Below are 13272 nucleotides of genomic sequence, written 5' to 3' on the forward strand. Positions count from 1 at the left end.
ATGCCCGACCGGACGCTCCAGATGTCACCCCGAGGGGGACGTGACGACGGAGACGTCGTCGGCGGACGGGAACACGACCCTCGCCGTGAGACCGCCACCCGGGGTGTCGTCCAGCTCGAGCGTCGCCTTCCCGTGCTGGCAGAGGCGGTCGACGATGGCGAGTCCGAGCCCCGATCCGCCGGAACTGTCGTGCCAGTGCCGTTGGGTCGCACGCTCGCGTGTCGCGGCGTCGATGCCCGGGCCGTGGTCCACGACCTCGAGGATCGCTCGGCCGTCTGGGCGTGTGGCCGCCCGCAGATCGATCGTCGAGCCGGCGGGGACTGCGGCCACGGCGTTCGCGAGCAGGTTGTCGAGGATCTGCTCGATGTGGTCCGGATCGGCGAACGCGGTCACGGTCGGTCCATCGACGAGGTGCAGCGTGACGTCGGCCTCGGCGGCGCCGGACTCCCAGGTGGTGTGCGCCCGCTCGATCATGGTGTCGAGATCGGTGGAAGCGATGGCCGGGATCTGCTCGTCGAGCCGCGCCAGCGCGAGCAGCACGTCGATCGTGCGGTCGAGTCGGGACAACTCGTCGTCGAGCGGGTCCAGTCGGTCGTGCGCCACCGGATCGTCACCCGACCGCAGGTTGTCGATGCGCAGCCGGAGCACGGTGAGCGGCGTGCGGAGCTGATGGGCGGCATCGGCAGCGAACTGCGAGGTGGTCCGCAGTGCGACGGCCAGTCGGTCGGCCGACTGGTTGTACTGACGCGCCAGCTCGCGGATCTCGGGCGGCCCGGATCGGGTGTCGGCGCGGGCATCGAGGTCGCCCCGGCCGAAGGCGCGGGTCTGTGTCTGGAGCTCGCGCACCGGCCGCGACACCCATCGACCGAGGAGCAGACCGATGACGCCCGCGACGACCAAGCTGACGCCGGCGATCGCTGCGAGACGCCACCAGTAGGCGGCGATGTCCTCGTCGATCTCGTGGCGAGAGTGGCTGAGCCGCACGGCACCCAGGATCCGATCGCCCGAGCGGACAGGCACGGCGACGTAGACGAGGTCTTCGCCGAGCGTGGCCGACGAGCGGGTCCCGGCAGCGGTCGTGCCGGCGAGCGCCTGTTCGATCTCCGGACGGGTGGAGAACGACCGCCCGACGCCGTCGTCGACGTCGGGCGGGGGGTCGGTGTCGGCGAGGGCGGTGCCATCGGCCTCGACGATGAGCACCCGGCCGCCGGTCGCGTCCCGGTACAGCATCGCGACGCGTCCAGCTTCGGAGGCGGCGTCGGGATCGTCGGTCTCGAGGAGGTCCTCGACCCGGTCGCCGAGCGCGAGGGCATCGCGTTCGGTGGCGACCTGGAGGTCGTCTTGGACGCTCCGGGCGTGGTTCACGCCCAGCGGGATCTCGAGGGACGCCGTGATCACGAGGGTGAGGGCCACGAGCGCGGCCGCGAAACGGGCGGTCACGGTTCGGCCACGTAGCGGAACCCGACGCCACGGATCGCTTCGATGTGGCGTGGGTCGCCGAGCTTGCGTCGCAAGGAGGCGACGTGGACGTCGATCGTCTTGGTGGGGCCGAACCAGTGCGGGTCCCACACCTCCTCCATGATGCGGCCCCGTTCGAGGACGGCACCGGCGTCGGCGGCCAGGTAGCGGAGCAGGTCGTACTCCTTGGGGGTGAGTTCGATCGGCTGGTCGTCGAGGGTCACCTCCCTCGTGCGGTCGTCGATGCGCAGGCCGCCGGCCTCGATCGTGCCCGGGGTGGACGGCGCATGGTCCTGGGTCCGCCGGAGGACGGCGCGGATACGCGCGAGGAGTTCCCGGAATCCGAACGGCTTGACCACGTAGTCGTCCGCACCCATCTCGAGGCCGAGGACGCGATCGGTCTCGTCGCCGCGGGCGGTCAGGACGATGATCACCGAACGGTCGCCTCGGGCGCGCAGCTCGCGACACACGTCGAAACCGTCCATGTCGGGCAGGCCGACGTCGAGCAGGACGATGTCATGGACCGGTGAGTCGACCGCCGCCCGTCCGGTGGCGACACGGTGGACGGTGAACCGTTCGCGCTCCAACGCCTCGCCCAACGACTCTGCGATGGCGTCGTCGTCTTCGACGACCAAGACCTCCATGGACCCATGTTGCTGGATGCAGTCGGAGCCGGTGCCGGAACGCGCCGATCTTCACCGAATCTTGTACGTCGGCTCGACCGGCCCTGCACGGCGCTTCCGTACCGTCATCCCCATGACCACCACACGCCGATCCGCTCTTGCTCTCGCTGGCGTCGTCGCCGGCACGATCACGGCCGCCTCCGTCGCGGGAGCCGTGAACCTCGGGCTGTTGTCGTCCGACTCGACGCCTGCGAGCGATCCCGCGCAGATGTTCGAGGCCGAGCCGGTCGACCCGGTGGTCGCGTCGACGACCACGACGGTCGTCGACGGCGTGGAGGTCGTGATCGAAGACGTCTACGACCTGCCGCCCGTCTCGTCGCCGTCCCGTGGGATCTCGGCCACCACCGTCGCGCCGCTCGATCGCTCGGCCGGTGCTTCCGCCCAGGACGTGGGCGACTCCGACGACGACCACGACACCGACGACGACCACGACACCGATGACTCCCGGGTGAGCGACGACGACCACGACGAGGACGACGACCACGACGAGGACGACGACCACGACGAGGACGACGACCACGAAGACCACGAGGACGAGCACGAAGACGGCTCCGATGACGACGACTGACGTCCCGCAATCCCCTGCCCCGCCTCGACCGACTCGTCGCCGACGACGCCACGTCGCTGGTGCGAGCCGACTGCTCGTACTCGGAGCGGCGACCGCGGGGACGGTCACGATGGCCGGCGTCATGGCGTCGGCGCCGAGCACCGACTCGGTCGTCGCAACCGGGAGTCCTGCGGCTCTCTCCTCGCCCGTGGTCGAGGTCACTGTGCCCACCACGATGAGTCCCGGACGTCGGGTGGTGGTGATCCGCCGTCACCACCCCGCTCCGGCAGCCGGCGCGCCCTCGACGGGCGCGCCGGCCTCCTCGCCTCGTCCGTCCGCGACCTCGGCGAGTCCGAGCCCCGCTCCGGCGCCGACCCCCACGACGGTGGTCCCCGCTCCGCGACCCACCGTGCCGCCGGTACCGACGACACAGTCGCGAGGAAGCTGACGTGAGCACCCACGTCTCGGTCTCCGTGGTCGACGAGCACCGCTTCCACGCCATGGGGACCGAGTGCGTGGTGCAGGTCGTGGGCGCGCCGGACGGAATCCTCGACACCGCCGAGGCGCTCGTCCGCAGCCACGAGCGGCGGTGGTCGCGGTTCCTCCCGGATTCGGAGCTCTCCGCGCTCAACGCCCGAGCCGGCGCGCCGGTCGACGTGTCGGACGAGACCACCCACCTGGTTCGTTCGGCCGTCGACCTGCACGCGTCGACCGACGGGTGGTTCGATCCGCTCGTCGGTGGGCACGTACTCGCTGCGGGCTACGACCGTTCGTTCGTCGATCTCGACATGCCGGTCCGTCACGACCCTCCTGCGAACGCGTCATCCGGGATCGTCGTGGGCGCCCACACCGTCGAGGTCCCGTCCGGTTCCGTGCTCGACCTGGGCGGGATCGCCAAGGGACACACCGCTGATCGGATCGTCGACGTGCTCCTCGCCGAAGGTGCCGTGGGAGTCTGCGTCGACATCGGCGGCGACCTGCGGTGTGCCGGAGCGTCGCCGGCCGGCGAGGGCTGGTGGTGCTCGATCGACCACCGCCCTGGCATCGCTGTCGGCCTCGCCGCCGGAGCCGTGGCCACATCGACCACCACCCGTCGGCGCTGGATCAACGCCGATGGTTCCGAGAGCCATCACCTGATCGATCCGCGGACGGGTCGACCGTCGTCCACGTCGATGCGCTCCGCGACCGTCGTCGCGGCCACCGGGGCTGTCGCCGAGGCGTTCACCAAGGTCGTGCTCCTGGCGCCGATCGATGACGCCCGCCGGATCCTCGACGCCAACGGCATCGCCGCGATCGCCACCGACGACACCGGAGCGGAGCACCGGTTCGGGCGGATCGACGCGGTGATCGTCGAAGGAGTTCCTGCGTGATCGCCGCCCTCCACCCGCAGTTCTGGTGGTTCGCCACCCGTGCCACCGGCGTCACCGCCTGGGTCGCCGGGTGTGCGTCGCTCCTGGTCGGGCTGGCCTTGGCGTCACGGGCCATGGGCAAGCGACCGCGTGCTCCTTGGTTGCTCGATCTCCACCGGGGCCTCGGTGGGATCACCGTCGTCTTCCTCGGCCTCCACATCGTGTCGCTCGTCGCCGATTCGTACGTGCACTTCGGAGTCGCCGACGTGCTGGTCCCCTTCGCCAGCGACTGGAAGCCGGCCGCGACGGCGGGTGGCGTCGTCGCCATGTGGCTCTACGTCGCGGTCGAGGCCAGCAGCCTCGCGATGCGACGCATCCCGAAGCGCTGGTGGCGAGCGATCCATCTCTCGAGCTATCTCGCGGCCGTGGCTGCCACTGTCCACGCCTTCACCGCAGGCAGCGATGCGACGAATCCCGGCTTCGTCGCCGTCGCGCTGGCGACGGTGCTCGGAGGAGCGTTCATGGTCACCTACCGGTCGGTCGCGCCGCGCCGGCAGCGGCCACCGCGTGTGCCTGCGTCAGCCTGACGGACGTTCCATTTTGCGGAATACGGCACGACCCCGCAACACTTGACCCACTTGACCGAACGGTCAACTTGGTCGTGAGAACAGCGGCCAACTCCGAAACTCCAAAAGGGAGAACCCCATGGCAACCGCCGTCATCGTCGACGCCGTCCGTACCGCCGGCGGCAAGCGCTTCGGTCAGCTCTCCGGCTGGCACGCCGCCGACCTCGCCGCCGAGACCCTCAAGGCGCTCGCCGAGCGCAACAACCTCGACCCCGCCCTCGTCGACGACGTCGTCATGGGCTGCGTCATGCAGGTCGGCAACCAGGGCCTCAACGTCGGCCGCAACGCGGTGCTCGGTGCCGGCTGGCCCGAGACCGTGCCCGCCACGACCGTCGACCGCCAGTGCGGTTCGTCCCAGCAGGCCGCCCACTTCGCCGCGCAGGGCGTCATCGCCGGCGCCTACGACATCGCCATCGCTGCCGGTGTCGAGGTCATGACCACCACCCCGATGGGCGCATCGATGACCCCGGGCTCGATCCCGTTCGGTCACGCCGCGCTCGAGCGTTACGCCGACGTCGAGTACATCGAAGGCTGGAAGGGCCTCATCCCGCAGGGCGTGTCGGCCGAGATCATCGCCAACAAGTGGGACCTCTCCCGCGAAGACCTCGACGCCATCGGCCTCGCCTCGCAGGAGCGTGCCGCGGCCGCCACCGCCGAGGGCCGCTTCGACAACGAGATCATCCCGGTCAAGGTCAAGAAGCTCGACAAGGAGACCGGCGAGCTCATCGACACCGGCGACGAGATGGCCACCCAGGACGAGGGCATCCGTGCCTCGACCCCCGAGTCGCTCGCCAACCTCAAGCCGGCGTTCCTCGCCGACGGCAAGGTCACCGCCGGCAACTCGTCGCAGATCTGCGACGGCGCCTCGGCCCTGCTCATCATGAGCGAAGAGAAGGCCAAGGAGCTCGGCCTCAAGCCCCGTGCCCGTTTCCACACCTTCGCCCTCGCCGGCGTCGACCCGGTCACCATGCTCACCGGCCCGATCCCGGCCACGACCAAGGCGCTCGAGAAGTCGGGCTTGACCATGGACGACATCGACCTCTTCGAGGTCAACGAGGCGTTCGCCTCGGTCGTCGGTGCCTGGCAGAAGGAGCACAGCGCCGACATGAGCAAGGTCAACGTGAACGGTGGCGCCATCGCCCTCGGTCACCCGCTCGGCGGCTCCGGCGCCAAGCTCATGACCACGCTGCTCAACGAACTCGAGCGCACCGGCGGCCGCTACGGCCTCCAGACGATGTGTGAGGGCGGCGGTCTCGCCAACGCCACCATCATCGAGCGCCTCGACTGAAGTCGATCGGGCTCGACGGAGCTCGACCGCTGATCCGCCGACTCCCCGCCACCTCGTGTGGCGGGGAGTCGTCGTTTTCGGTCCCGGGGGCGGTTGCCGAACGATTCCTGTGACGTCAGGGCCACCCTGGGGGCGCGTCACGTCACCGGAATTCCCATCTGGCCCCCGTCTGCACCACAGCCATCACCGACCGAGAACCGTGGTCGATACGCTTCGTCGGTGAGCAACTCCTCCGGCCACCGCAGCGTCTCGTGCTCGATCGGGTTCTCGGTGACGTCGCCGGCGGTGTTCGCCTTCCAGGTCGCTGCCGCGCAGACCGCAGGCCCTCGAGTGGACGAGTTGCTCGACGTGACCGTCGACGGCGCCACCGACGGGGTCGACGTCGACGAGATCGAGACGCACCGAGATGGACGTACCCACGTGGTGCGGGCGGAGCCAGGGATGCTGTCGGTGCAGTACGAGGCATCGGTCGGCCCGGCTGACGTCGCGATCGATGTCGGCGGCGGCGACGCGGGGTACGACGACGAGGTGATCGCCGCACTGCGTCAGAGTCGCTACTGCCAGTCGGATGCGCTCGGCCGGTTCGCGTCGACGGAGTTCGCGCCCCAACTGGGGAGTCCGGATCTCGCCCGGACAATCGCCGCGTGGGTGCACGACCGGTTCGCCTACGTCCCCGGTGTCAGCGGACCGCTCGACACCGCGCTCGACACGCTCGTCCGCCACGAGGGGGTGTGCCGGGACTTCGCCCACGTGACGATTGCGCTGTGCCGGGCGGTGGGCATTCCTGCTCGTCTCGTCGCCGTCTACGCCCCGGGCTTGTCGCCGATGGACTTCCACGCCGTGGCCGAGGTCCGGATCGACGGAACGTGGGAGATCCTCGACTCGACGCGGCTCGCTCCGCGGCAGTCGTTGGTCCGCATCGCCACCGGGCGCGACGCCGCCGACACCGCCTTCGCCACGACGCTCTCCGGCGATGCCGAACTGGTGTCGCTGTCGGTCTCGGCCGTCACCGAGGGCCCACTCCCGAACGACGACCACCGAGGCTCCGTCACCATCGCCTGAGCGCGCCGGCGGGCGACAGGCGCCCGATGGTGTTCCATCTGATTCTGGGTTGCGATTCCCCTCACGGGCGCGGATCCGCAACCCAGAACCGCTCGCGGCCGGCTTTGGTCACCCAGTCATCGCACCTCGCCGCCGAGGTCAGACGCGGGTGACGTCGACGGTGACCTTCAGTTGGGTGCGGCCGCCGCTGGTGTAGACGACGCCCTTCACCGGGGTGACGTCGCGGTAGTCGCGGCCCCAGGCGACGGTGACGTAGCGGTCGTCGACGAACTTGTCGTTGGTCGGGTCGAGGTCGATCCACCCGACGTCGGGCAGGAGGACCGACGCCCAGGCGTGCGACACGTCGGCGCCCTGCAGCCGTTGCTGGCCCGGCGGCGGAACCGTCTCGAGGTAGCCCGACACGTAGCGACCGGGCAGCCCCACCGAGCGCAGGCACGACACCGCCAGATGGGCGAAGTCCTGGCACACACCACCGCGCGCCTCGAACAGGTCGTCGATCGTGCTGGTGACGTCGGTGGCGCCGGGGTCGAAGTCGAAGTCGCCGTGGATGCGGGACGTGAGGTCGGCCACGGCATCGAGCACGGGTCGGCCGGGGACGAACGACGCCTCGGCGTAGGAGCGGGCGACGTCGGTGGTGGGAGCGCCGGCCGAGTCGAGGAGGTGGTGCCTGGCGTCGACGCCGACCGCGCCGCCGAGGGTCCGGCACCGGTCGCGGACCTGCTCCCACGGCTCGTCCGAGCCGAGCGGCAGGGCCCCACGCTCGGCGGTCACGTCGACGGTGCTGGTGCTGGTGATGGCCAAGACGTCGTGCGCGTCGGTCACCGTGAAGTAGGAGACCCGGTTCCCGAAGAAGTCGGTCCGCTCCCGCAGGTCGGACGGCGTGGGGTCGATGACGAGGGCGGCGTCGATGCAACGCTGACCGTGCAGGTCGCGCGGCAACAGGCACGCCTGGCCGTACGACGACGTGACCGGTGATGCGTAGCGGTATTCGGTCCGATGGACCACCTTGTAGCGGGTCATGTCCACCCCTCTCCGGCGTCGGGGCCCATCTGCCGCTGGGGCAGGAGCTGCACGAAGTTCCGAGACTGGAGGGCGTCGGAGATCTGCGCCAGCGCGCCGTCGACGTCGTCGAGGAAGGCGTCGAGGTCGGGGCGCGACCCGGTGTCGTCGACGGTCGACACCGCGCTGGTGTCGAGGATGCGGATGCGGGTCGACAATCCGAGCACCAGCTTCTCCTCCGGCGTCGGCCGCCCCGGGACGTTGCCGCCGGGGAGGACGGCGACGTCGGCGGACAACCGGTCGACCTGGTGTCGCAGCGACCGAGGGTTGCCCGGATCGGCGACGAGCAGGTCGAGCAGTGTCTCGATCTGGGCTCGCGACCGATAGCGGCGGCGGTAGGTGATGATGCTCTCGCCGGCGACGAGCACCGACTCGAACAGGAGCGAGTCGGTGGCCGTGTCGTGCGCGACGGTGACGGTGGCTCGCAGCAGCGCGGCGAGTTGAGCGGCTCGCTCGATCCGTCGCCCCGCGTCCATGAAGTGCCATCCGGTGTCGCGGACCATGGAGTCCGCGGCCAGACCGTTGAGGGCGAGGAGGTCCTGGAGGACCCGTCCCAACCGGTCCTGGATGATCGACGGGTGTCCGGGGGTCGCGGTGCGCAGCGCGGTGAGCTCGGACTCGATCGACCCGACGACCATCCACGTGTCCTGTGACAGTTGGTCGCGCACGGCCTCGGCGGCATGCAGCAGCCGCCGGACACAGTGGGCGAGGGTGCCCGGACGGTCGGGGTCGCAGGCCAACGAGAGCAGTTCGGGGCCGGGGTCGGCGACCCGTTCGCTGGCACCGTCGCCGACGAATCCGGGTGCGGTGGCGGTCATGAGGGTCACGGCGCCGAGCAGCGTCTCGACGCAGGCGGCGCCCTCGGGACCCGACCCTTCTCGGCGGTCGTGCACCGCACGCAGCATCCGGGTGATCGACTCGGACCGCTCGGCGTAGCGGCCCAGCCAGAACAGGTTCTCGGCGGCCCGGGACGACAGCGAGGCCGGGTCGGTGGCCCTGGTCGGGGGACCGGCGCGGAGCCAGAACTCGCTGAGGTTCTCGGGTTCCGATGCCAGGACCCACGTGTCCTTGCTGGTCGCGCCGGACTGGTTCGAGATCTTCAGGGTGTCGGCGGCGGGACCGACTCGGGTGAGCCCACCGGACATGACGACATACGACTCGCCCCGTGCGACGGCGAAGGTGCGCAACGTGGACGGGCGGGGGAGGGCGACGCCGTCGACCATCGTCGGGACCGTCGACAGTCGGAGCTGTTCCTGGCCGACCCAACGGTGCGGGTGGGCCTCGATGCGCCGACGGAGATCGTCGAGTTCGTCGGTCGAGAGTTCGCAACCGAACCGTGCAGTCGCACCGACCTCGCGACCGATGGGTTTCACGACCATCGTCGAGAGGTTGGCGAGCACGTGCGAGCGGGCGTCGTCATCGCCGCACCACCACGTGGGGATCGACGGGAGCAGGAGTTCCTGTCCGAGGTAGTGCTCCGCGATGGCCGGCAGGAAGGGGAGGAGGCCGGCGTTCTCGAGCACACCCGAGCCGAGCGGGTTCACGACGGCGACGGTGCCGCGGCGCGTGGCCTCGACCAGCCCGGGGACGCCCAACTGCGAGTCGGGGCGGAGCTCGAGCGGATCGCACCATTCGGCGTCGACTCGTCGCAGGATCACGTCGACCGGTTCGAGGCGACCCAGCGCACGGAGATGGACCTGCCCGTCGCGCACGGTGAGGTCGCCGCCCTCGACGACCGGATAGCCGAGGTACGAACCGACGTAGGTGTGTTCGAACGACGTCTCGGCCTGCGCGCCCGGGGTGAGCACGACGATGCGGGGGTCGTCGGTGCGCGCCGTGGCCGCCACTCGTTCGAGGGCGGCCCGGAGACTGCGGAAGTACGGGGCGACCCGATGGACCTGACTGTCGCGGTAGAGGCTGGGGAAGACCCGCGACAGCATCACCCGGTTGGCGAGCGCGTAGCCCGCACCCGACGGGGCCTGGGCCCGATCGGCGAGGACGACGGCCGACCCGTCCGGCGACCGACCGAGGTCGGCCGCATAGGTGAGCAGTTGCTGGTCGGCACCGGTGGTGATGCCGTCGCACGCCCGGAGGAAGCCGGGGTGGGCGAAGACGACCTCCGGCGGGATCAGGCCTCGTTCGAGCAGCTCGCGCGGTCCGTAGAGGTCGCGCAGGACGAGGTCGAGCAGGACGGCACGCTGGATGACCCCCGACTCGATGTCGGTCCACTCGGCCGACGGCACGAGCGTGGGGAGCGGGTCGAGCGGCCACCGCGTGGAGATGCCCCGGTCGAGCAGCCGGTAGCTGATGCCCTCGTCGTCGAGCATCCGATCGAGCACCGCGGTGCGCCCGGCCAACTCCGACGCGCCGAGACCTTCCAGCGCACCGACGGCGCTGGTCCAGTGGTCCCGCAGGGTGCCGTCGTCGCGGACCAGGGCGTCGTGCCGGTCGGCGTCGGGGCGATACCGCTCGAACAGCGACTGCGTGAGTTCCAGGGTCATCAGCGTTGGCGCTCGAGTGCGGCGATCGGGCCCGGAGCTCCTCCGGCAGTCACCGCATGTCGAGGGCCGCAGGATACCCGTGGCCGGCCGGCCGGTAGCCTCGGAGCATGCGCCGTCGACCCACCTGGCTGATCATCGGGACCGTCGTGGTCCTCGCCGGCGTGGTGTTCACCGACCTCGGGGTGTTCCCGCTGATCGTCGCGGTGCTGGCCAGCGCGATGATCTTCAAGGCCGGATTCGCGATGTTGGGTGGCATGTCGCAACCGGTTCCCGAGCCGCCGCCCGCAGGCGAACTGCGGAAGGTGAAGATCCAGTTCCGGTGCTCGATCTGCGGGTCCGAGGCCCGGATGACGGTGGCCAACGACGAGGTCCCCGAACCCCCTCGCCACTGCCTCGAGGACATGGATCTGGTGGCGCCGACGATGGAGTGATCCATCCATCCGCATTGTGGATGGAGGACTACGTCTCGCGGTCGGGACCCGTCGGAACCGGACATTCCGGTATGGCGTACCGGCAGTAATCCACAGGCCGGTCGGATTCCACAGCGTGGGGACGACGTGGGGATGTTCTCGGTGCATCTCCGCGCCGTTCACCGTTGTCACCTCTGGTTCCCCGCTGGTCTGCCCACCGTCGATCTCTGACCGGGTGGTCAGGTCGCGACGGGGGAGTTGTCCACAGGTTGTCCCCGAACTGCCGTCGCGCTGTGGACCTGATCCGGCGCCCTGTGGACAATCAGTGGATTGGTCGGGCGCTAGTGGAACTGCGTGGCGGTGACGATGCCGCCGAGCACGAAGCCGAGCCCGAGGAGCAGGTACTTGTTGTCGGTCGCTCCGGGGAGGAGCCCGAGGTAGTTCAAGAAGATGCACAGCCCGCCGAGGGCGAGCAGCGTGAACATCAAGACGGGGACCCAGGTCGGGCTGACCTTGAACTCCTGGGGGATCGGCGCCGTGTACCGGGCCGACGCCGTCTCGGGCTCGTGCGTCGAGTGGCCCTTCGAGATCGCATGCCGGGCTCCGGACTGGACGCCGCCCTTCGGGGTCGTGCGCCCGCCCTTCTTCTTCCGGTCCTGTCGTGCCACGGCGGCGAGCGTACCGGCTGTACCGTCGTCGCGGTGACCGCACCCGGACCTCTGGACGCCCCGGTGCTCGCCGCAGTCGACATCGGCACCAACTCGGTGCACATGGTCGTGGCTCGCGTGTCGGCCAACGGCCGGGTCGAGATCCTCGAGCGCGAGAAGGAGATGGTCCGGCTCGGGCGCTCCGGCGGCGACATGAAGGAGCTGTCGGCCGACGCCATCGACCGTGGCGTCGCCGCTCTCCGACGGTGCAAGAGCGTGGCCGACGCGCACGGGGCCGAACTCGCTGCAGTGGCGACCTCTGCCGTACGAGAGGCCGAGAACCGGCGCGACTTCCTCGATCGTGCCTACGACGAGGCCGGGGTCTCCGTCGAGGTGATCTCGGGGTTCGAGGAGGCGCGGCTCATCCATCTCGGGGTCCTCCAGTCGCTCCCGCTCTACGACGAGCGGGTGCTGCTGTGCGACATCGGCGGCGGCTCGACCGAGGTGCTCCTCGGGCGCGAGGGGTCGGTGCTCGAGAGCCGCAGCTTCCGCCTGGGGGCGATCCGTCTCACCGAGCGCTACCTGTCGAAGGACACGGTGAAGCCCAAGCACATCGCACGGTGCCGTCAACACGCTCAGGCGATGTTCGCTCCGTTCGCCCTCGAGGTCGGTCGCACCGGATTCGACACCGTGGTCGGCGCGTCCGGGACCATCGAGACCGTCGTGGCGATGGTCCTGGCCGATCGGGGCGAAGGCGGGGGCGCCCGGACCCACAACGGCGAACGGATCCGCGCGGAGGAGATCACGGCAGCAGTCGAGCGTTTGGTCGAGACCCCCGACATCGCCGAGCGGGCCAAGCTCCCGGGTGTCGACGCCAAGCGTGCCGACATCCTGCTCGGCGGGGCCATCATCCTCGAGCAGTTCGTCCAGACCTTCGGTGTCGACGAGATCGTCTTCTCGGACTACGCCCTCCGTGAGGGTGTGCTCCTCGATCAGGCCCGCCGGCGGGCCGGTGCCACGCTCCACCACCTGCGTGATCTGCGTCGTCAGTCGGTCGAACACCTCATGGAGCTGACCGACGAGCATCCCGACCACAGTCACGAGATCGCACGGATCTCGCTCCGTCTCTTCGACGAGATGACGCCGCTCCTCGGCCTCGACGCCGACGGTCCCCAGGGCGTGGGGGAGGCACGTGAGCTGCTCGAGGCAGGTGCGCTGTTGTGCAACGTGGGCGTCTTCATCTCACACTCGGGTCACCACAAGCACAGCTACTACGTCGTGCGGAACTCCGAGCACCTCGCCGGGTTCACCGACCGTGAGGTCGAGCTCATCGCCCAGCTCACCCGGTATCACCGCAAGTCGGCGCCGAAGACCAAGCACGTCGAGTGGGCGGCGCTGCGCCGCGCCGACCGTGAGCTGGTCCGACGGCTGGCGGCGGTCCTCCGCTTCGCCATCGGGCTCGACCGGTCGCACACGGCGCCGATCGAGGACGTGGCGGTGGACACGGACGGCGATGCTGTCCGGGTCACGTTGACGCCCCGGGACGGTGCATCCGTCGAACTGGAGGCGCATTCGGCCGAGCTCCGGCGTGGCCTCCTGGAGGACGTGATCGGCCGACCGGTCGAGGTCGACATCGCCTGAG

Annotated in this window: 13 protein-coding genes; 7 read left to right on the forward strand and 6 right to left on the reverse strand. The window is 70.1% G+C overall.

Features of this window, described 5'->3' with window-relative positions:
• Nucleotides 1-24: 24 nt before the first annotated feature.
• Together AB8619_RS18970 and AB8619_RS18975 are read right to left on the reverse strand one after the other, a co-directional pair.
• Nucleotides 25-1440 carry an ATP-binding protein gene (locus AB8619_RS18970; protein ID WP_436794190.1) on the reverse strand — a complete coding sequence of 472 codons (1416 nt, stop codon included), beginning with the start codon at nucleotides 1438-1440 and terminating at the stop codon, nucleotides 25-27.
• A complete protein-coding gene (locus AB8619_RS18975; RefSeq protein WP_436794191.1) occupies nucleotides 1437-2102 on the reverse strand; it encodes a response regulator transcription factor in 666 nt (221 codons plus the stop codon). Before AB8619_RS18975 ends, AB8619_RS18970 begins: the two co-directional genes overlap by 4 nt.
• A 112-nt stretch (nucleotides 2103-2214) precedes the next feature.
• Here AB8619_RS18975 and AB8619_RS18980 point away from each other — a divergent pair, with 112 nt between their 5' ends.
• Complete coding sequence (locus AB8619_RS18980) at nucleotides 2215-2709, forward strand: hypothetical protein (protein WP_436794192.1); 495 nt, start codon at nucleotides 2215-2217, stop codon at nucleotides 2707-2709.
• A 249-nt stretch (nucleotides 2710-2958) separates the two neighbouring features.
• Here AB8619_RS18980 and AB8619_RS18985 read toward each other — a convergent pair whose 3' ends face one another.
• Nucleotides 2959-3096 carry a hypothetical protein gene (locus AB8619_RS18985; protein ID WP_436794193.1) on the reverse strand — a complete coding sequence of 46 codons (138 nt, stop codon included), beginning with the start codon at nucleotides 3094-3096 and terminating at the stop codon, nucleotides 2959-2961.
• Between the two features lie 41 nt (nucleotides 3097-3137).
• On the opposite strand from AB8619_RS18985, the gene AB8619_RS18990 reads away from it, so the two are divergent.
• From AB8619_RS18990 to AB8619_RS19005, 4 genes are all read left to right on the forward strand, one after another.
• Nucleotides 3138-4058, forward strand: coding sequence for an FAD:protein FMN transferase (locus AB8619_RS18990; protein ID WP_436794194.1), 921 nt, complete (start codon nucleotides 3138-3140; stop codon nucleotides 4056-4058).
• Nucleotides 4055-4624 (forward strand): hypothetical protein, encoded by a 570-nt coding sequence (locus AB8619_RS18995; protein WP_436794195.1) that lies wholly within the window; start codon nucleotides 4055-4057, stop codon nucleotides 4622-4624. Before AB8619_RS18990 ends, AB8619_RS18995 begins: the two co-directional genes overlap by 4 nt.
• Before the next feature lie 118 nt (nucleotides 4625-4742).
• The gene (locus tag AB8619_RS19000; RefSeq protein ID WP_436794196.1) at nucleotides 4743-5951 is read left to right on the forward strand and encodes a thiolase family protein; all 1209 of its coding nucleotides are present in this window, start codon (nucleotides 4743-4745) and stop codon (nucleotides 5949-5951) included.
• A 219-nt stretch (nucleotides 5952-6170) separates the two neighbouring features.
• Nucleotides 6171-7013 (forward strand): transglutaminase-like domain-containing protein, encoded by an 843-nt coding sequence (locus tag AB8619_RS19005; protein ID WP_436794197.1) that lies wholly within the window; start codon nucleotides 6171-6173, stop codon nucleotides 7011-7013.
• Nucleotides 7014-7151: 138 nt separating this feature from the next.
• On the opposite strand, the gene AB8619_RS19010 is transcribed toward AB8619_RS19005, so the two are convergent.
• Nucleotides 7152-8033 carry a transglutaminase family protein gene (locus AB8619_RS19010; protein ID WP_436794198.1) on the reverse strand — a complete coding sequence of 294 codons (882 nt, stop codon included), beginning with the start codon at nucleotides 8031-8033 and terminating at the stop codon, nucleotides 7152-7154.
• Nucleotides 8030-10573, reverse strand: coding sequence for a circularly permuted type 2 ATP-grasp protein (locus tag AB8619_RS19015; RefSeq protein WP_436794199.1), 2544 nt, complete (start codon nucleotides 10571-10573; stop codon nucleotides 8030-8032). Before AB8619_RS19015 ends, AB8619_RS19010 begins: the two co-directional genes overlap by 4 nt.
• Nucleotides 10574-10680: 107 nt before the next feature.
• On the opposite strand from AB8619_RS19015, the gene AB8619_RS19020 reads away from it, so the two are divergent.
• Nucleotides 10681-11004: a hypothetical protein gene (locus AB8619_RS19020; protein ID WP_436794200.1), complete on the forward strand. Its 324-nt coding sequence runs from the start codon at nucleotides 10681-10683 to the stop codon at nucleotides 11002-11004.
• A gap of 320 nt (nucleotides 11005-11324) precedes the next feature.
• On the opposite strand, the gene AB8619_RS19025 is transcribed toward AB8619_RS19020, so the two are convergent.
• The gene (locus AB8619_RS19025; RefSeq protein ID WP_436794201.1) at nucleotides 11325-11651 is read right to left on the reverse strand and encodes a cell division protein CrgA; all 327 of its coding nucleotides are present in this window, start codon (nucleotides 11649-11651) and stop codon (nucleotides 11325-11327) included.
• A gap of 33 nt (nucleotides 11652-11684) precedes the next feature.
• Here AB8619_RS19025 and AB8619_RS19030 point away from each other — a divergent pair, with 33 nt between their 5' ends.
• The gene (locus AB8619_RS19030) at nucleotides 11685-13271 is read left to right on the forward strand and encodes a Ppx/GppA phosphatase family protein (protein WP_436794202.1); all 1587 of its coding nucleotides are present in this window, start codon (nucleotides 11685-11687) and stop codon (nucleotides 13269-13271) included.
• Nucleotide 13272: the final 1 nt, after the last annotated feature.

It is taken from the genome of Actinospongiicola halichondriae, from assembly GCF_049103745.1.
Lineage (GTDB): Bacteria > Actinomycetota > Acidimicrobiia > Acidimicrobiales > Salinilacustritrichaceae > Salinilacustrithrix > Salinilacustrithrix halichondriae.

What these genes read in the sequence shown, in the direction of transcription:
- AB8619_RS19010 (WP_436794198.1), bottom strand. Translation starts at nt 8,033, where the DNA reads ATGACCCGCTACAAGGTGGTCCATCGGACCGAATACCGCTACGCATCA.
- AB8619_RS19000 (WP_436794196.1), top strand. Translation starts at nt 4,743, where the DNA reads ATGGCAACCGCCGTCATCGTCGACGCCGTCCGTACCGCCGGCGGCAAG.
- AB8619_RS19020 (WP_436794200.1), top strand. Translation starts at nt 10,681, where the DNA reads ATGCGCCGTCGACCCACCTGGCTGATCATCGGGACCGTCGTGGTCCTC.
- AB8619_RS18975 (WP_436794191.1), bottom strand. Translation starts at nt 2,102, where the DNA reads ATGGAGGTCTTGGTCGTCGAAGACGACGACGCCATCGCAGAGTCGTTG.
- AB8619_RS18980 (WP_436794192.1), top strand. Translation starts at nt 2,215, where the DNA reads ATGACCACCACACGCCGATCCGCTCTTGCTCTCGCTGGCGTCGTCGCC.
- AB8619_RS19015 (WP_436794199.1), bottom strand. Translation starts at nt 10,573, where the DNA reads ATGACCCTGGAACTCACGCAGTCGCTGTTCGAGCGGTATCGCCCCGAC.